Origin of the sequence: Paraburkholderia phytofirmans, assembly GCF_046028095.1 — a bacterium.
Taxonomy (GTDB): Bacteria; Pseudomonadota; Gammaproteobacteria; order Burkholderiales; family Burkholderiaceae; genus Paraburkholderia; species Paraburkholderia phytofirmans_A.
Genome location: NZ_JAQQDJ010000029.1, coordinates 1 through 18,312 on the forward strand (window position 1 = coordinate 1; position 18,312 = coordinate 18,312).

Annotated in this window: 15 protein-coding genes and 3 pseudogenes; 5 read left to right on the forward strand and 13 right to left on the reverse strand. The window is 59.8% G+C overall.

The genetic code is table 11. The features are described 5' to 3' along the window. Positions 1 to 428 precede the first annotated feature (428 nt). From PQR54_RS38410 to PQR54_RS38430, 5 genes are all read right to left on the reverse strand, one after another. Positions 429 to 1,829: a GntP family permease gene (locus PQR54_RS38410; RefSeq protein WP_408255277.1), complete on the reverse strand. Its 1,401-nt coding sequence runs from the start codon at positions 1,827 to 1,829 to the stop codon at positions 429 to 431. 136 nt (positions 1,830 to 1,965) lie between these two features. Beyond that, positions 1,966 to 2,883 (reverse strand): 3-hydroxyacyl-CoA dehydrogenase family protein, encoded by a 918-nt coding sequence (locus PQR54_RS38415; protein ID WP_408255279.1) that lies wholly within the window; start codon positions 2,881 to 2,883, stop codon positions 1,966 to 1,968. Positions 2,884 to 3,251: 368 nt separating this feature from the next. Beyond that, on the reverse strand, positions 3,252 to 4,967 hold the full coding sequence (locus tag PQR54_RS38420; protein ID WP_408255281.1) for a tannase/feruloyl esterase family alpha/beta hydrolase: 1,716 nt from the start codon (positions 4,965 to 4,967) through the stop codon (positions 3,252 to 3,254). Between the two features lie 104 nt (positions 4,968 to 5,071). Then, entirely contained in the window at positions 5,072 to 6,490 is a 1,419-nt protein-coding gene (locus tag PQR54_RS38425; protein WP_408255284.1) for a tannase/feruloyl esterase family alpha/beta hydrolase, read from the reverse strand. 339 nt (positions 6,491 to 6,829) lie between these two features. Continuing rightward, positions 6,830 to 7,717, reverse strand: coding sequence for a 3-hydroxyacyl-CoA dehydrogenase family protein (locus PQR54_RS38430; protein ID WP_408255287.1), 888 nt, complete (start codon positions 7,715 to 7,717; stop codon positions 6,830 to 6,832). A 189-nt stretch (positions 7,718 to 7,906) separates the two neighbouring features. On the opposite strand from PQR54_RS38430, the gene PQR54_RS38435 reads away from it, so the two are divergent. Further along, positions 7,907 to 8,767, forward strand: a complete 861-nt coding sequence (locus tag PQR54_RS38435) for an IclR family transcriptional regulator (RefSeq protein ID WP_408255290.1) — start codon at positions 7,907 to 7,909, stop codon at positions 8,765 to 8,767. A 56-nt stretch (positions 8,768 to 8,823) separates the two neighbouring features. Here the strand turns inward: PQR54_RS38435 and PQR54_RS38440 are convergent. From PQR54_RS38440 to PQR54_RS38475, 8 genes and pseudogenes are all read right to left on the reverse strand, one after another. Further along, a pseudogene (locus PQR54_RS38440) lies at positions 8,824 to 8,973 on the reverse strand (IS3 family transposase); the annotation flags it as partial. A 68-nt stretch (positions 8,974 to 9,041) separates the two neighbouring features. Then, positions 9,042 to 9,194: pseudogene (locus PQR54_RS38445) on the reverse strand (aldehyde dehydrogenase family protein); the annotation flags it as partial. 76 nt (positions 9,195 to 9,270) lie between these two features. Next, positions 9,271 to 9,414: pseudogene (locus PQR54_RS38450) on the reverse strand (acetyl-CoA C-acetyltransferase); the annotation flags it as partial. Between the two features lie 257 nt (positions 9,415 to 9,671). Continuing rightward, entirely contained in the window at positions 9,672 to 11,243 is a 1,572-nt protein-coding gene (locus PQR54_RS38455; RefSeq protein ID WP_408255293.1) for a UxaA family hydrolase, read from the reverse strand. Between the two features lie 92 nt (positions 11,244 to 11,335). Further along, positions 11,336 to 12,031, reverse strand: a complete 696-nt coding sequence (locus tag PQR54_RS38460; protein ID WP_408255296.1) for a hypothetical protein — start codon at positions 12,029 to 12,031, stop codon at positions 11,336 to 11,338. Positions 12,032 to 12,060: 29 nt separating this feature from the next. Further along, positions 12,061 to 12,954 (reverse strand): fumarylacetoacetate hydrolase family protein, encoded by an 894-nt coding sequence (locus PQR54_RS38465; protein WP_408255299.1) that lies wholly within the window; start codon positions 12,952 to 12,954, stop codon positions 12,061 to 12,063. 12 nt (positions 12,955 to 12,966) lie between these two features. After that, positions 12,967 to 13,770: a 2-keto-4-pentenoate hydratase gene (locus PQR54_RS38470; RefSeq protein ID WP_054036918.1), complete on the reverse strand. Its 804-nt coding sequence runs from the start codon at positions 13,768 to 13,770 to the stop codon at positions 12,967 to 12,969. A gap of 2 nt (positions 13,771 to 13,772) precedes the next feature. Then, a complete protein-coding gene (locus PQR54_RS38475) occupies positions 13,773 to 14,582 on the reverse strand; it encodes an IclR family transcriptional regulator (protein WP_054036920.1) in 810 nt (269 codons plus the stop codon). Between the two features lie 82 nt (positions 14,583 to 14,664). Between PQR54_RS38475 and PQR54_RS38480 the strand changes: the two genes are divergently transcribed. The 4 genes from PQR54_RS38480 to PQR54_RS38495 all read left to right on the forward strand — a co-directional run bounded on the left by PQR54_RS38480 (position 14,665) and on the right by PQR54_RS38495 (position 18,296). Continuing rightward, a complete protein-coding gene (locus PQR54_RS38480) occupies positions 14,665 to 16,098 on the forward strand; it encodes an MFS transporter (RefSeq protein WP_200660380.1) in 1,434 nt (477 codons plus the stop codon). Between the two features lie 137 nt (positions 16,099 to 16,235). Continuing rightward, entirely contained in the window at positions 16,236 to 16,658 is a 423-nt protein-coding gene (locus PQR54_RS38485; protein ID WP_408255302.1) for a shikimate dehydrogenase family protein, read from the forward strand. A 120-nt stretch (positions 16,659 to 16,778) separates the two neighbouring features. Further along, positions 16,779 to 17,231, forward strand: a complete 453-nt coding sequence (locus tag PQR54_RS38490) for a cupin domain-containing protein (protein ID WP_200565784.1) — start codon at positions 16,779 to 16,781, stop codon at positions 17,229 to 17,231. Between the two features lie 144 nt (positions 17,232 to 17,375). Continuing rightward, the gene (locus PQR54_RS38495; protein WP_408255305.1) at positions 17,376 to 18,296 is read left to right on the forward strand and encodes a shikimate dehydrogenase family protein; all 921 of its coding nucleotides are present in this window, start codon (positions 17,376 to 17,378) and stop codon (positions 18,294 to 18,296) included. Positions 18,297 to 18,312 lie beyond the last annotated feature (16 nt).

An 18,312-nucleotide genomic window follows, 5' to 3' on the forward strand; every position in this document is an offset into this window, starting at 1 on the left:
GAAGGGATTCGTTTTTCGGGGGCAAGCTCAGAGGCGCCTTACACGCTGCTGATCTAATCATCCTCGTGGAACTCGCAAGATCTCGTTAGCGACTATCAGCCGCTTGTAGCCAGTGAAAAGTAGCACAAGGCACAATCAATATTCAGCGTCTGAAATATGGATGTTCGCACGACCGGCCAAATGGTGCCGTCGTTGGCCGAAATGAATTACCGAGCTATCACGAATTGAAAAATTGCGCGATGGCCTGAACGCTTCATCCTGGTCGCTTTTCAATGCCCGAACATTGCGTCTTTGCAGCGGCGCCGCGGCAAACCAATGTAGGAATTGTGGTTGAAGCAAAACTATCTAATTTCCACTGCTCGGTAATCACCGCTGATTTGCCGCATCAGCGCATTCGTGCGCTGAGCGACAAGGCCAGATCTATCCAACTACACGATTCCCGTCACGTAATAAAGAGCGATTACGAAAAACACCGCGAGCGTTTTGATCACCGTCACGGCGAAGATCTCGCGATACGACTGGCGATGCGTCAATCCCGTGACTGCCAGTAGCGTGATCACCGCGCCGTTATGCGGCAGCGTGTCCATACCGCCGCTCGCCATCGCGACGACCCGGTGCAGTACTTCCATCGGGATATGCGCCGCTTCCGCGCCCTTGATGAACGTGTCGGACATAGCCGCGAGCGCGATGCTCATGCCTCCCGATGCCGAGCCCGTGATACCCGCCAGCGAGCTCACCGAAACCGCGGCATTGACGAGCGGATTCGGAATGCTCTTCAGTGCATCGCTGACCACCAGGAAGCCCGGCAAGGCTGCGATCACGCCACCAAAACCATACTCCGACGCCGTATTCAACGAAGCCAGCAGTGCGCCCGCCACCGCCGCCTTGGTGCCGATCGCGAAGCGCTCGCGCACGCTGCCGAACGCCGTCACCACGACCATCACGATACCCAGCAGCAGTGCGCCTTCCACGGCCCAGATGGCGACCACGGCCTTGATCGTCGTCGTGACCGGTGCGTGAACGCCCGGCAGAATGTCCGGCGCAACGGTGTACGACGCGCCGTACCAGTTCGGAATCCAGCGGGTCAGCAGGAAGTTCGCGATGCCCACCAGAACCAGCGGCGCAACCGCCAGCAACGGATGCGGCAGTTGCTTGGATTCCACGCGATCCGGCTCGTTGACAAGCTCCGTGCCGTAACCTTCGCCGGTCGCCATTGCCGCGCGGCGGCGCCACTCCAGATACGTGAGGCCGACCACGATGATGAACAGCGAGCCGATCACGCCAAGCGTCGGCGCGGCCCAGGACGTCGTCTTGAAGAAGGTGGTCGGGATGATGTTCTGGATCTGCGGCGTGCCCGGCAGCGAATCCATGGTGAACGAGAACGCGCCGAGCGCGATCGCGCCAGGCATCAGGCGTTTCGGAATATTGCTCTGGCGGTACAGCTCGGCTGCGAACGGATACACAGCGAACACCACCACGAACAGCGAGACGCCGCCGTAGGTGAGCAGCGCGCACACCGCGACGATCACCGCATTCGCACGCGAGCGGCCGATATAACGGATGGCCGCAGCCACGATCGACTCAGAAAAGCCGGAGAGTTCGATGACTTTACCGAACACCGCGCCCAGCAGAAACACGGGGAAGTAAAGCTTCACGAATCCGACCATCTTCTCCATGAAAATCCCGGAGAAGACTGGCGCGACGGCGCCCGGATCGGTCAGCAGCACCGCGCCGAGAGCCGCGATCGGCGCAAACAGAATGACGCTGTAGCCGCGATACGCGGCAAACATCAGAAACACCAGCGCGGTGAGGACGATCATGAAAGACAAACGAGTCTCCTAATATTTGTAGATATAAGGTCAGTCATCGGCCGACCAGCAAAGCTTCGACTCAATGAAATGCGCTTGCGTTTGACACGGTGAGGTGTGAACTCGGATCTATGTCATCGCTGCAATGCCTGGGAGGTCATTTCGCTGTGACGAGTTGTCGGCGACGGAGCGCCTTCAGGTCTTCGATTCGAGCCTGGTCCCACTTATAGAAACCCCGACCGGTGCTGACGCCGAGTTCGCCCTTTTTGGTATGCTCACGGAGCAAGTCAAGAACCTCTTCGCCTTTCGCCAGTTGGGGCATCAGATGACTCGCAACCGACAGGAACGTGCCCAGACCACCGAGATCGGCGCCTTCGAACGGACCCATCATGCCGTAACGCCGCCCCAGCGATGCTTTCATCACGGCATCCACGGTCTCCGGCGTCGCAGCGCCCGTGCTGACAATGTGCAAAGCCTCGCGCAGTACGGCGAACTGCAATCGATTGCCAATGAACCCGGGAATCGCCGCATTCAGCACGACCGGCTCCGACCGGATCTCGGTCAGCAGCCGTACGAGCCGATCGATGACGCTCTTGTTCGTATCTGTACCGGGCACGACTTCCACAAGCGGAATCACGTGCGGCGGATTCCAGAAATGAGCGATAACGAAGCGTTCCTTTTGCACCATGTGTTCAGACAGCGCGTCCGGCGGGAAGCTGCTTGTATTGCTCGCAATCACCGCATCCGGCCGCATGATCCTTTCCAGCTTCTCAAACAACTGATGCTTGGCTGAAAGGATTTCGGGAATAGCCTCGATCGCGATGTTGGCGTCAGTGAGATCGAATAGCTCGTCCGAGACATGCAGGTTGCCGAGCGCTTGGTCGCACTGGGCGCACGTGATGAGATCCGCGTCGATCAACTCGGACAAGATGGTCGATGCGGACTTGGATAACTCGGCAATGCGATCGCGATTGGTATCGACGACGGTCGTTCGGAAGCCGGCGAGCGCACATTTTGTTGCAATGCCGATTCCCATGAGGCCGCCGCCCACGACTCCGATTACTTCGTTTGCCATTGGTACTCCTTTAGAATGGATCAAGTTCGTTTAGTAAGGCAAATCCTGGGCCACAGAGGCTCCTTCTGCCAGCGGGTCAAAGGGCGGGAAATGCGACTGCAGCGCCAGGCTCCGCAGTGCACTGAATTCGTTCAGGTGTGCATTGATCATCATAGGAGTTGTCTTGCGAGGGTCGCCGCGCGACGCCGTGCCGCTTTGTTATTTTCGCCATGCTTTGCTGGACTCTGGAGCGAGGGGCATCGGGTCGCTGGCATGACACCTCGGACGGTTGCCCCGCGCGGCTGAGGTCCGTGTTTCCCGGCACACCCCGCGAAGCGAAGTACCCAGCCGAGACCCGCACACGCAACGAGCGGCGCCCCGACGGACCATCACTGATTAACGCAAGCAAAGTTCGAGGCCATGTTCACGTCGCCCGAGCCGGCATATTTTGGCCACGCCGGATATTGGCAGAGCGGTCGCGTCCGGCCTGGAATCCCAACCGTATCTGAGACAACTTGCGGCGGCGGCGCAACGCCTCGCTCCACCCAGTTCTCGAGCGTCGTCAACGAATCCCAGGAAGCGTTAAACACCGTACTGGCCGCGTGGCCGTATCCAGGAATCTCGTAGTAGCGCAAGAACGTGTCGACGCGGGCAACGCCCATCGTCGAGCGCACGCGGTCAACATACTGTTCCGTCGCGCGCGTGCTGACGAGCGCATCGCTCATGCCGTGCGCGATCAAGACCTTGCCGCCCTTCGATTGGAACGCCGTCAGGTCGGTCTTATTGACGTCCTGCAGGCCGGTCAGCGCGCTGATGCGCGCCTGGTACGCGCCAGGGTTCTGCGGGTCGAGTGTGAGGGAGTTGAAGTTCGGATCTCTCGTCACAAAAAAGCGCACCCACTGATCCCAGAACACGGTGCCATACGGCGCGGCATTCGGCATCGGGCTGGCAGGTTGGGCACTGTTTAACGACAGGAACGAGACCGCGACCTGAAGGGGGCTGGCGTTCGGGATGCCGAAGTCGGTCCCCCACGTGTTGAAGCCGGGGTATTGCGTTTCGCCGCTCGCTAGCGAGTAGTCGAACGTGATGGGCGTGTTTATCGTATTGAACGCAGCGATCTGCGCGTCCGACAGGCAGGTGTCGCCGGTATCAGCACCGCCCGCGCAGCGCAGCGGCCGGCCATTCACGGTCGCCGTCGCCGGATTGAAGGTCGCGTTGCAGGCTTTAATATTGCTGATCAGCCCGTCGGCGACACCGTCCAGCATGTCGCACGCCTGAATCGACGCGTCGTACAGGACTTTCCGTTTCTCCGCGTTCGGATACGCGCCAGGCTGTGCCAGCGCCCGAGTAATGCGGCCGAACTGCAGATCGAGGCTAGCAGCCGCGCCGGCGGGATACAGGGCGATCACACCGTCCCAATCCTGTGGCCACTTCTGCGCCACTTCGAGCGCCTCGCGACCGCCTGAAGACCCACCGGCGAAGTACGCTTTGGCTGGTCCGTTCACGGCGTAACGGGCGTTGATGATCGCGATGGCCACATCGCGCGTCTTCTTCAGCGCGTCGCCTGAGAAGTTGTTGACGGCCTCGTTGTTGAGGCCGAAGGAGCCATCCTGACTGCCGAGCGCATTTGCCTGGTGGCCGGAATCGCTCGCGAACGTCGCGTAGCCGCGGCCAAGTGGAGTTGCTTCGGCCGTGGGGCCCGCCGGAACATTGCCGGCCACGTCGGGGATCGTTCCGTCATAGCCTCCGCCTCCGAACATCATCACCTTGTGGTTCCAGGTGTTCGGAAGGGCGATCTGCATCATGATCTTCGGCGCCGCCGGATCGATGGGGGAGATCGCCGCGCTGACCTTGCAATAATCAGGAGTTGCGGTGACACCGCTGCCGGCCGCCGCGACGGGCGTAGCCGCGGTGACGGTCGCGCCAGTTGTCGGCAGACCGATGCTGGCCGGGGCGATGGTCATTCCGCTCAAATCCGCGCAGTTCAGCGGCTGCGAAGGGGGCGAAATGTTGTCGTCGCCACCGCCGCACCCGACCAGCAGGGCGGAGCTCGATAGAGCCAGCAACAGGAAGAGGCGGCCAAGAGAAAGCTGAGAGTGTCGCATGCTGTTCCTAGTCTTTGGGATTAGAGGCAAGTCGGACCGTCGGGCCCGGATTTCGATCAAGCGCTTCTTTGCCGCGCTCGGCATCTCGAGGCGAACCCCTGAATTCACGGACTCGGTGCGGTACATGTGTAGTTGCGGGCAAGCTTTGCCGCCGCCGCGTCATCCGCGGGGCCGGTGTACCGGGGATATGTCGGGTACTGACACAAGGGACGAGTGAAGGCGGTGTCACCACTAGGGGTCAGTTTCGTCGCGAACAGCGTGCCTGGCGATATGCTTTTCGTCACCCAGTCGTCGAGGGATTGCAGCAGATCGCTATCAGCGGGCGCTGCGCCGGGGCCATTTCCACAATGTCCAACCCCGGGGGGTATATACAATCGAACGGCGGAATCCGCCACGGATTTCCCACCGACCGCCGAGACCATGGCGTCATAGTAGTTGGCCGTTCCTTGAGCCGGATAGAAATCATCCGAGCCTCCGTGCCACATGATCAGCTTGCCTCCATTATTTATAAACGGGCGAATGTCTGTGGAGGTGGCATTGACGATGGATGCCGTTGAGAAGAGCGCATTCAGATCCTGATCGTAGGTGAACGTCAGAGGGTTAACCGCAGGATTCCTTGCGATAATGTTTTTGATGATCGTGTCTTCAAACAGGTATCCGGCACTGACCGTATAGTCCCCATCGCCTTTAGCGCCCGCAGAACCCGCCAGCCACTGCGTAGCCTCATTTCCAGTGAATGGGTGTCCGACTTGAGTGTAGGTGTTCGGTGCGGTTCCAAACTGTGCAGTCGTCGTTAGCGAGGCGATCGAGTTCAGCTGAGCATCTGAAAGACAGGTGTTTCCCGAGTCGCCTCCGCCAGCACAGCGCAGCGCCCGCGGATCAAATCCCGACTTGCTGCAGGCTGCGGGATTTGAAACTATTCCATCCACGACACCATCCAGTGCGTCGCACTTTTGGAGAACCGCTTGCGAAAGGAGTTGTAGCTTTGCGCTAGTCAAGGCGCCACCTGGCGCTGCCAAAGCCTTTGCGTTTCGATTGAACCATCCGATCAGTCCGACAAAGTCGTAGGACGGGTCGCCCGCGATGACGCCGTCAAACAGGGTTGGATATCGCTGAACTGTCATCAGCGCCTCCCTGCCACCCGTGGAGCAACCATCGAAATAGGAGCGGTCGGGGAATCTTCCATATGCATCTCGAACGACTTCTTTTGCAGATGACAGCGCAGTGGGGATGGAAAGATGTCCCCACATGTTCAACGCAAGGGGATCGTTCAGGGCAAAGCTTGCGTCGAAGGCGTTCCCCTTATGGCCCCCGTCGCTTCCAACTTCGGCGTACCCCTTCGTCAATGCACCTACCGGTAAATCCGGGATGGAGCCATCCATTCCGGAGCCGCCTTGGTAATACAGTTTGCCGTTCCAGTCGTCGGGCAAGCGGATTTCAATGCCTAGTTGCGGGGGAATCGTGCCAGTGACTTGGCAGTATGTGGGTGCGGTCGAGGTAGCGGGAATGACTTTCGCGCTCAAGCCCGCTACACCGCCAGTAGTTGCTCCATTGAGTTTTGCGCAAACGCTCGCTGCGCTGGCGGCCCCGACCTGCGAGTCTCCGCTACTGTTTCCCCCGCACGCAGCGAGAAGAAAGCTGACACTTCCGATCACCGTTCCTGAGCAAAGTAGATGTGTGCGATTGATATCTGCCTCCAATGTTTTTCGAATGACTCTGAACGTTTGAAGACTGAGGCGGCCAAGAGAAAGCTTAGGTTGTCGCATGCCGTTCTACTCTTTTGGGTAAGTACGAGTCACGTCGGACCGTCGGGCCCGCATCTCGGTCAAGCGCTTCCGTCGACATCTGCAAGCGCGATTGGCTTAAGCTGACGTTGCGTTCCACATTTCATGGGTAGATGCCCTGCCGTCTCGCCGACCGCCATGCTTCTCACTCACGAGCCGACGAAGGACGTCAAGCCCTTGGTCGCTGCTCGCTAGATGCGGCAGCAATTGCGATCCGATGGCCAAGAAAGTCTCGAGGCCGCCGATGTCGGCACCTTCCAACGGTCCGACCATCGGTAACGTCGTCCGAGTGATTGCTTCATGACTTCGTCGACGGTGTGCGCGTCGGCAATACCGGCGTGAAGCATGTGTAGAACTTCGCGCAGCACCGCAAAACTGGAGACGATTGCCGATGAACCCAAAAACGGCCTTGCTCAGCAAGACCGGCTTGCAATTCGCCGCCGTCAACCACTCCATGGTCGCGGCCACCGTGTCATGTTCGATTCTCGGAGCAGGTACCACCTCAACCAGCGGAATGATGTGCGGCGCGTCCCAGAAGTGCGCGACCAGGAAGCGGCCCTGCCGACGCAAATGCTCGCTGAGCGCTTCCGGCACGATGCCGCTAGTGCTGAACGCAAGGATCACGGTTTCCGAGAGGACACCCTCAAGAGCGAAGTAGAGCGACTGCCTGGCGTCCACCGATTTGACTATCGTCTCTATGGCCAGTGCGGCTTCACTGAGTTCGGCGATCGATTTGACCGAACGAACTCTGCCTTCCGCAGTTGCCACTTGGGACTGGGTGACCACCCTGGCAACTGCCAATTCGAGGAACACGGCATGACAGTTCTGCTTCGCATGGCTCACCTCCAGGGGGGCGAGGTCATAGACGATATCTAACCCTGCTAAAGCAAATACGGATGCGATGCCACAACCCATCGGGTCAGCATGTGCCACCGCGACCTTGCGCTGCGCTTCCGTTATAGTCATAACAGTAAGAGGGGTTAATCGTACAGCGGGCTGTACGCACGGTTAATATGCTGTACAGTGTCGAGCGGCGCGGTTGCGCGGTCTATTCGCGTTTGCCCTAAGACAGCATCTTTCCGTGATTCGCGAGTTTCCGTTCGCTAGACTTTGTTCCCTCTGTGCTCTCCGTTGTCTGATCAAACCGAATCGTCAATGCTCACTCCACAGAAAATGATTGCACCCATTCCGAAGCCGGCTAGCGCAGGAAACGAACAGATCGAGCATGTCCCTGCGGTCGTGCGTGCCTTGTCCGTCCTGGAGTTGCTGAGTCGGCAGACGGAGCCGATCAGCCTGGCGCGGCTGACTTCTGAGTTGGCGCTACCGAAGAGCAGCGTGCGGGCGATCTGCAATACGTTGACGTCGTGTGGCTACGTGCGTCGTCAACAGGACGGCAGCTACCGCCTCAGCCCAAAAATTGTTAGCCTCGCTGAGTTGTTTCTCGCCGGAACAGACGTCGCACGTGAGTTCAACGCGATATGGTCAGACAGCAGAAGCTCTCCCGAAGAGACAGTCTTACTGTCGGTCCTCAGCGGTAGCGACGCGGTTTACCTCGCTGTCCGAAACAGCATTCGGCCGCTTGGGCTCGCATTTCGGGTGGGTCTTAAGTTCCCTGCGTGGGTTTCGGCGAGCGGCAAGGCGATGCTTGCGTACTTGCCGGCTGAGGAGGCCAGGCGGATCATAAGCGAGGGGCTGCAGAGTTCGAAGAGTTCAGGCGGGTCTCGAGCCCTGAATATTCTTCTCAAAGAGCTGGAACTTACGAGACAGCGCGGGTACAGCGTTGATGATCAAGGTATTCGGGAAGGCGTCTATGCGTTCGGGGCTCCGGTGTTCGACGCCACTGGCGCCGCGGTAGCAGCGGTTTCGGTCTGCGTGAGCACGACATCCCTGGAAGGCAAGGCCGCCGAGCGCCATCGAGATGTAGCGCTGGGCGTCGCCCGCGAGTTGACCGAAAGGTTGGGCGGCCAGGCCGTCCGCATGGAGAACCGCCCGCGAGGCTCGCTGCATGGCGCATGAGCAGTCAACGTGCAGTTTCGGATGTTTGACCCTGCCTCGTATTCACGTACAGCAACTCATGCGGCAATCAAGCTGACCTTGTAGTCGACGGGGGTAAGGAAGGCGATCGAGATATGCAGGCGTTGCCGATTGTGATAGCCCTCGATCCAATCGACGATATCCAGGCGGCCGTGGGCACGCGTTGCGTAGTGAGCCTGGTAGATTCTGTGTTAAATGCAGCGAGAACTCGAGTGCCTCATTCGTTGCCGCCAGTTCTCGCTATTTCATTGCTTGCTCAAACGTTCCCAGGAGCGACGTATGTGGTTTTCACGGTCGTATAAAACTCGCGCGCATAGGTCCCCTGTTCCCGCGGACCATAGCTCGAACCTTTGCGACCACCGAACGGAACGTGATAATCGACCCCGGCCGTCGCGGTGTTGACCATCAATCCCCGATGCTCGGCACTTGACATCTAGAAGGGGGGCGGCGGGTTCACGGTTTTCCCTAAGCGCCGATCATGTTGCTCAGACGATCTCAATTGCAAGCGCCGTGGCCTCACCGCCGCCGATACACAGACTCGCGACGCCTCGCGTATCGCCGCGCTGGCGGAGTGCACTCAGGAGCGTCACGACGAGGCGCGCGCCCGTCGCGCCGATCGGGTGACCCCGGAGGACTTCGCTGGCCAGCACGCTGCTTTCTTCGGCATAAACCTGCCAGCCGACGATCGGTAGCAAGTCGATATCGGCACCGAGTCCGACTGAAGACATAGGTTGCGATTCCGAAAATACCTCTGCATCGGGGCCGATTCCGACTCCAGCCCTTCAACTGAGCGCGCTCGCAGAGACGCAGCTCCTTAGGAAAGGGCGGCGGCGAAGACCGATACGTGGTTAGCAGAACTGAGACCGCAAATGTCATTGACGCGTGCTCACATGATTGCGCTAATCTGCCAAGGTACGAATTCGTTCTGTCCGTAGCCGTGCTGCTCGCTGCGAGAACGGGTCCCCGAGGCGACGTCTAGCAGCAATTCGAAAAGCACCCCGCCCAATTGCCCGATCGTCGTTTTCCCTTCCAACACGTCTCCGCAGTTCAGGTCCATATCGTCGGCCTGTCGTTGCCATAGTGCTGTGTTCGTCGCAAGTTTGACGGACGGCGCGGGCGCGCAGCCGTAAGCTGAACCACGTCCCGTCGTGAAGCAGATCAGGTTCGCACCGCCGGCCACCTGGCCCGTAGCCGATACTGGGTCGTAGCCGGGCGTGTCCATAAACACCAGACCGCGCGCCTTAACGGGCTGAGCGTATTCGTACACCTCGGTGAGGTTTGTCGAGCCTGCCTTTGCGATGCCGCCCAATGATTTCTCGAGGACGGTCGTCAAGCCGCCAGCCTTATTGCCCGCCGACGGATTGTTGTTGATTTGAGCCCCTTGCCGGTGCGCATACGCCTCCCACCACTTGATGCGATCAATCAGCTTCCGACCCACCTCGGGCGTTTCGGCTCGGCGCGTAAGTAAGTGCTCCGCGCCATAGATTTCGGGCGTCTCCGAGAGAATCGCAGTGGCTCCGTGTTGCACGAGTAGATCAACGGCTGCACCAAGCACGGGATTGGCGGTGATGCCGGAATACCCGTCCGACCCTCCGCATTGAAGACCGACCGTGAGATGACTTGCACTGACCGGCTCCCGCCTCACGTTGTTCGCTTCGGGCAGCATGCGCCGAACCAGTTCAACACCCTTCGCGATCGTCAGTGTCGTACCACCGCTATCCTGGATCGTGAACGTTCGCAAGCGGTCGTGTTCCCGGAGTCCCTGTGTCTCAAGAAGTCGCGGGATCTGGTTCGTTTCACACCCGAGACCGATGAGCAGCACGCTTGCGAAGTTCGGATGACATGCATAGCCGCCAATTGTGCGCTGCAAGATCGCTAGACCATCGCCATCAGAGTCGATAGCGCAACCGGATCCGTGTGTGAGTGCCACGACGCCATCGACATTCGGGAACGCGGCCAGTTCTTCGGGATGGAAGTCGCGGCGGAAATGATCAGCAATGGCTCGTGCAACCGTGGCCGAGCAGTTCACCGAGGTGAGGATCCCGATATAGTTCCGTGTGGCGACTTGCCCGTCTGCGCGGACAATGCCCTGGAATGTTGCGGCCTCATTCGACCGTACAGTCGGGCGCGCGGCCTGACCAAATGCGTAGTCTCGCGCAAAGTCACCCATCGCGAGATTGTGGGTGTGTACGTGCTGCCCCGCGCGAATCGGCTGACTTGCAAAGCCGATTACCTGGCCGTAGCGGTGCACCGCCTCGCTCTGAGCGATGTCACGTGTCGCCACTTTGTGCCCGGGCGGAATCAGTCCCGAGACAGTCACCGCTTCTTTGTCAATCACCGTCCCGGACACAAGCTGTTCAAGTGCGATAACGACATCGTCAGCAGGATTGAGCCGTATAACACGAGCCGACGTCGACGCGGTGGATGGGGCGGACGTGTCGGCAATATTCAACGACATGGCACAACTCCTACGTTTTCAGGGTAAAGGCCGGTCACGCGTGTCCATATGGGATTCGCGCGAAGGACCGTGCAGCGGTGCTCAGACGACCTTTAACCAGCGCTCCAGGGCGTTTTGCAGCGCGTGTACTCAAGCTGATAGAGGGTGGTGTCCGGGTCTGTCGCGCCGGCATGGGGAAGTGCCGCGAGTCCCGAAACGAAACGGTCCACCGCTGAACGGACATAGTCTGCCCGGCACCCTTCGACTAACACGATCCATGTCGGTACTTGGGTGCCTTCTGAACGCGCCTTCTTCTCCGCTGTTTCCACCTTGCTGATCGCTTCGTCGGCAAGGCACAGGTGCACGCCCGTGATACCCGGTAGGTCCACGAGGGGCGGTAGGACTCGCTGACGCAAACCCTTCACGACCTCTGCCCGGGCATCCGAAGGCACGTCGAAGCGCACGCTCATGAGATAGGCACCCTGCCCAACACCGTCCGAATAGGCGACGTGACAGATTGAGCGCGCGACGCTCCGGAAAGAGGCGACAACCTGCTTGGTCCAGGGCGTCGGCGTATTCAGCCGGGTCAGGTAGTCTTGCGCGCCAAGCACTTCGACGGTGTCGGCCTCGTACAGATTGAAGTACTCGGGCCCTGCGTTCAGGGCAATGAAGCGTCGACCGCGCCTGAACCCGGGGATGCCCGCGCGTTCGGGCATGTGTTCGCGGTTGTGCCACTCGTAAAATTCATCTTTCGCTTCTGGCAGCAAGTCATGCCAGATTGCGACGACGCCCGTTCCAGCAAGGCTCATATCTCCTCCGTTTGACAAATCGAATCGTCTTAAACTGCCGATGGGTATTCGCCGCGGCCCCAAGCTGCGCCGAGCGTGTCCGTGTACTGGACGACCTTCTGTGTCTGCGCGCCGAGGCCGCTGCCACCGAGCGTCATGGTGTCGCCTGCTTTCAGGAATACAGGCGGCTTTTGACCGAGGCCCACGCCGGGAGGCGTGCCCGTAATGATCAGGTCGCCTGCCATCAAAGGCATGAAGCGGCTGAGATACGCCACAATGTGCGCGACGTTGAAGATCATGGTGCGTGTGTTGCCGGTCTGCCGGCGCATGCCGTTGACGTCGAGCCACAGGTCGAGCACCTGCGGATCGGAAACTTCGTCGCGGGTTACGAGCCACGGGCCAAGCGGAGCGAACGAAAACCCGCTTTTACCTTTGGTCCACTGGCCTTCGCGTTCGAGTTGATACGCGCGTTCGGAGACATCATTCGCAAGGCAGTAGCCCGCCACATGGTCTAGCGCGTCTGCTTCGTCGATCTGCCAGGCGGGTTTGCCGATCACCACGCCGAGTTCGACCTCCCAATCCAGCTTTTGCGCGTCTGCGGGCAAGATGACCGGGTCGTTCGGGCCGCTGATTGAGCCCGTATGCTTGTTGAAGACCACAGGTTCGCGTGGTATCGGCGTGTCGGTTTCAGCAGCATGATCGGAGTAGTTCAGACCAATGCACACGAGATTACGGACATTGCCGACGCACGCGCCGAGACGCGTGCCTGCTTCAACGACGGGCAAACGATCTAAATCGAGTTCGCTCAGCTTTGCAAGCGCGACTGGCGTGATAGCCGTTCCATCAATGTCGTTCACGATGCCAGTCAGATCGCGGATCGCGCCGCTGGAATCGATAATGCCGGGCTGCTCACGACCAGGTTGGCCGAAACGGACGAGACGCATGTAGTACTCCTGTCAAGACAAAAAACTGATGGGCAATGTGCCGAGTTCGCCGAAGCGGATAAGCAACTCACGACCGACTGTCAAGTCGAGAACGCCCGCGTAGGACCCGGTGATCACAGCTTGGCCTGCATACAATCCGAGGCCGCGCGCACGAAGGAAATTAGCGAGCCACACAATCGGCGCGAGCACGCCCTGATCGGGGTGGCGTCCCGTGAGCGTGACTGCCTCTTCCCCGATGCGGGTCAGACCAAGGTCGAATTCCACAGGAAGGTCAGCCGGCGTGGCGCCATCAAATAAGTTCACGCGGGGTCCAAGGACAAGGCCGGCGTTAAAGAGCCCGTCTGCCAGTAGTTCTGGAAACGTCAGCTTTTCTGGACATGCATAACGGCAGCCCAGCAATTCGAGCGCGAGGTGCGTGTCCCCAAGCGCGTCGAGTACTTCCGCTTCGCCATAGACTCCGCGCCGTGGCGGCAAGTCGCACTTCAGTAGGCAGGCCAGTTCCGGCTCCGCCCTTACAGCGACACCCGCAGACCCGCTCATGCGACAAACATCGCCTCGGTGAATATCAGCGTCGTAGATCGGCGCGGCGATGACTTTGCCCGGCTGCGGAAGCGCGCATTTCCATGCGCCGATTTGCCGGCCTAGTTGTCGGCTGACCTCCTGCTGGATCGCGAAACCGTCGTCCAGACTCGCAGGCAGTAGTTCGACTGGCAGCCGCTCGACGAGCATGCCTGTTTGGCGCGCCGTCACAAGAAGGTTCGCGGCCTGTTCGCGCGGACTGGCGATAGCCTCGGCGGCCTGTGTTACGGCTGTCATCTTCAAGCCGCCTCGCTCACGTTCGCCCCAACGCTCTCACGCGGCCATACCGCGCCTAGCTTCGAAGCCGCTTCTTTCAACAACGCGCAGAAGTCGTCATAGCGCTCGGGCTGAACTCGCATGACGGGTCCAGCAATGCTCATCGTGCCGACCACGGTACCGTCGGTCAGCGACTGCACGGGCACCGCTAACGCGGCAACGCCGGGTTCGGCTTCTTCCACGACAAGCCCATAGCCGCGCTGTCTGGTCAGTTCCAACTCGGGAATCAACTGCTCGACGCTGTTGATCGCCTTTGGCCCGCATGCGCGGGACCCAGTTTTTCCGAGTCCGCCACCCAATGCGCATTCGACTGCCCGGTCGTTCGACATCGATGCCAGCCACACCTTCCCGTTTGCCGTTGCATGCAGGGTAATAGGGCTATCCATGGACGGCGAATACATAAGGCCCGGTGCCGCGCCTTGGGAGGACGCCAGCCACGCGAGCGTCCCTTCACTTGCGACGGTCAGCCGAACGAGCTCGCGACAGTGCGCCGCCACGTCATCGAGGATCGGCTGCACCAGGCCCGGCAAGCCAAGTCCATGCAAATACCGCTGACCCAACAGCGAAAGCTTCAGGGTCAGACGGTATTGAGAAGTGTTTTCGTCCTGTTCAGCCCAGCCCTGCTCGCACAGCTGCGCAAGTACCCGATGCGCGGGGCCTTTTTCCAGCTCGAGTTCGGCGGCGATGTCGGACATACGCATCCAGCGCGCCTCGCGTGCGAGCAACTCGATCGCTTGAAGCGAACGGTCAACTGCTCCCTTGACAACTCTCATAATTTGAGTAACATCCTTCCTATTGGAACGGTGTTACAACAATAAACGAGCGGCACCGAAAAGTCAATTACAGGAGACAGGCATGAACGCACGAGCACCCGCTAAGCCCCACGGCAAGCGCCAGTCGAAGATCGCAGCAGCCAGTGGCTGGATCGGCTCAGCGCTCGAGTACTACGACTTTTTCATCTACGCGACGGCTGCGACATTGTTGTTCCCGCAGCTCTTCTTTCCCTCACACAATCCAACGGTAGGCATCGTCGCGTCACTGGCGACGTTCGGCGTCGGCTATGTCGCCAGACCAATAGGGGCTATGGTGCTGGGGCACCTTGGCGATCGTCACGGGCGAAAGACCGTGCTGATCTTCTGCATGTTCCTGATGGGCTTTGCAACGCTGTGTGTTGGGCTCTTGCCGACCTACCAGCAGATCGGCATCTGGGCACCTGTGCTGCTCGTCGTCCTGCGGCTCATTCAGGGATTTGCGGTCGCGGGTGAAATGTCCGGCGCCAGCTCCATGATTCTTGAACACGCGCCTTTCGGACGGCGTGGATATTTTGCCAGCTTTACCCTCCAGGGAGTTCAGGCAGGACAACTCCTCGCGGCAGGCGTTTTTTTGCCGCTCGCGCACTTCATGCCAAAGGATCAGTTTGCTTCGTGGGGTTGGCGCATTCCGTTCCTGCTGAGCATCGTCGTGGTCATTGCGGGTTACATCATTCGCCGCGAGGTCGATGAGACCCCTGCTTTTTCTGAAGAACGGGCCCACGGAGAAATTCCTTCTTCCCCGGTGATCGAGGTCCTGCGCGATAGCTGGGGTGACGTCTTGCGTGTTGTCGGTATGGCGCTTGCCGCGGTCACCGCGCTTCTGGCGACCGTTTTCGGCGCGACCTATGCGGTCCAGCCGGCGTACGGTATTGGCTTTCCTGCCGCCGTCTTTCTGTGGGTGCCGGTCCTTGGCAACCTTTGCTCCGTCATACTGATCCCCCTCGTGGGCAACCTCTCGGACAAGATCGGTCGCAGGCCCCCCGTTATCGTCGGCGTTGTGAGCTCCGGAATCTTCGCTTTCGGCTACCTGTACGCCATCAGCATCCACAGTATCTGGCTCTCACTGCTCTTCTCGTTGCTCATGTGGGGCGTCGCTTACCAGGGCTTCAACGGCGTGTTCCCGAGTCTCTTCCCCGAACTGTTCCGCACGCGCGTGCGTGTCACCGGCATGGCGATCGGACAAAACGTAGGGACGACCTTGTGTGCCTTGCTGCCGTCGCTTTTCGTCGCAGTCGCGCCCCCAGGGTCCACCGACATTCCGTTGAAAATTGGCTTTCTCACGTTCGGCATTTGTCTGGTTGCTGCGTTTGCCGCGTTCACCACCCGGGAAACGTACCGAATTCGCCTCGACGATCTCGGCGACCGCAACGCTACTCCTGTACCTACGGCCGAATATGAACGCCTGCGCAGTGAAGCGATGGCCACGACGAGCAAGGATGCCGCCGAGTCGGGTTTCGCCCACAACATGCGGCCTTGAGCTGCCGCCGGCTGCCTGTCGGGCGTGATCGCCGCGTTGGCACGACGCAAATAGGACATCGCATGCAAACCTGCACTTCAGAGCCGTACGCCGGTTCGAATGTGCACGAATTGACCCTCGTTTTACATTAAGACGCAATGCAACCAGATATCTTAGGCAGAACGCGGCTCTGCGGTTTGGTAGGCGACCCGCTGAGCGCGGCGAAGTCGCCACAGTTGCTGAACAGGCTGTTTGTCGAACAGTGCACCGACGCAGTTTGCGTTCCTTTCTGGGTCAAACCAGATAACCTGCCGGCCTTCGTCGCCGGTGCACGAGCGATGGGCAATCTCTCCGGGATGCTCGTCACAGTGCCTCATAAGCAACGGATGCTCGCGTTTGTCGACGAGCTGGATTCGACTGCTCGTCGCGTCGGCGCGCTCAACGTCATTCGCTGCGAAGCAGATGGGCGCCGGATCGGAACGATATCCGAAGCCGACTACGACCGGGTGCGCGCCGAGGCTGTGGCCGGACGAATCGGAACAGCCGATGCGCAAAAGGTTGCAAATCTGGCTCTCAAGTAGCTGCTTTGGCCGGTCCCACTGCTCGCTAGTAGTGCGTCGGTGCCACTCGGCTTGAGCCGAACAGGAATCAGGTAACCGCAGCACTAGCGAATATCTTGACGCCGCACAAAGGAAATGCAAATGCACAACGAAGACATACCCCGCTACGACGGCCCACGTGAGCTCGCGCAATCTCTAAGCGCGTTTGCGCGCATCAGCGCGGCCGAGTCGCCCTGGAACCAAGAGGGCCTGCGCGCCGACTCTGAGTATCGCGACCTCGGACTCGCCGCGGTGACCAACGGTCGCATCGGAGCGAAACACATTCGTGCGCTGAAGCCGTTCACCGAGCCTACTGGCTGGCATTGGCACGACATGACCGGGCACTACCTGTATGTGCTGCGCGGATCCGTGACGTTCCATTTCGCCGGTATCGAGGGCGACGTGACGCTTAACGCGGGTGACGGATTGTCACAGCCGGCCGGCGTTCCGCACAACGTCATGTGGCGCTCCGACGATCTCGAGGTCATTGAGATTAACGAGCCCGCTGTGTACGGGACTTGGGATCTGGACGTACCGCCGGCGCCCTGGAAGTAATCGTCTACACCCTGGCCTCTCGAGCGTCATGACACCGCTTGTTCTCGGCGCATACGACAGTCGCAGACAGCTTAAAACGCAATGAACGCGTTGCGTCAAAGAGCTGCGGCATTTGCATCAAAGTGGTTCGGTCGGAGAATGTAAGTGTCCGACACGCGCTTGGTACGCCAAATCCCGGAGCAGTCAGGTAAGACTGCGTCTTCAGCCAACATCGAACACCACGCACCAATGGATCCACATATCACAGGTAAGACGCGACTCTATGGGTTAGTGGGCGATCCACTGACGGCCGCCAAGTCGCCACAATTGTTGAACCAGCTTTTCACTGAACAGCGCGTGGACGCGGCTTGCGTCCCGTTCTGGGTCAAGGCGGAAAACCTGTCCGAGTTCGTCAGCGGTGCACGAGCGATGGGCAATCTCGCAGGCATGCTTGTCACCATGCCTCATAAGCAACGCATGCTGGAATACGTCGATGAACTGGATCCAACGGCCCGTCAGGTCGGCGCGCTCAACGTCATCCGTTGTGAATCGGATGGACGTTGGGTCGGAGCGATATTTGATGGCGTTGGTTGCGTTCTTGGGATGCAATGGGAAGGCAACCACCCGGCGAATAAGTCCGTGCTTCTCGTCGGCGCCGGAGGCGCAGGGAGCGCCATCGCGTTTGCGGTCGCGTCAGCAGGCGCCAGCAAGCTGACCATATCCGATGTCGACACACATCGGTCTGGCGACCTTGCGGCATCCGTTGCTGCTGAGACCGGCTGCGACGTACGTTCGGGGCCGCCTGACCCGCATGGCTTCGACGTCGTCATCAATGCCACGCCGCTTGGCATGAAAGTGAACGATGCCATGCCGGTCGATCCGGAGCGGCTCGCGCCCGGCGCCATCGTCGTCGACATCATCAATGCGCCAGAGCCAACGCCGCTTCGACGCGCCGCGCATGCGCGCGGGTGCCGTACCCAGGACGGGGGGCCGATGCATCAAGGGCAGGCCGTCTACGCACTTAAGTTTCTGGGGTTCGATTACCTCCCCGATGGACGATCAGCACCGGATCACGGCCCGCGGTGAGTAGAGAATTTCAAAG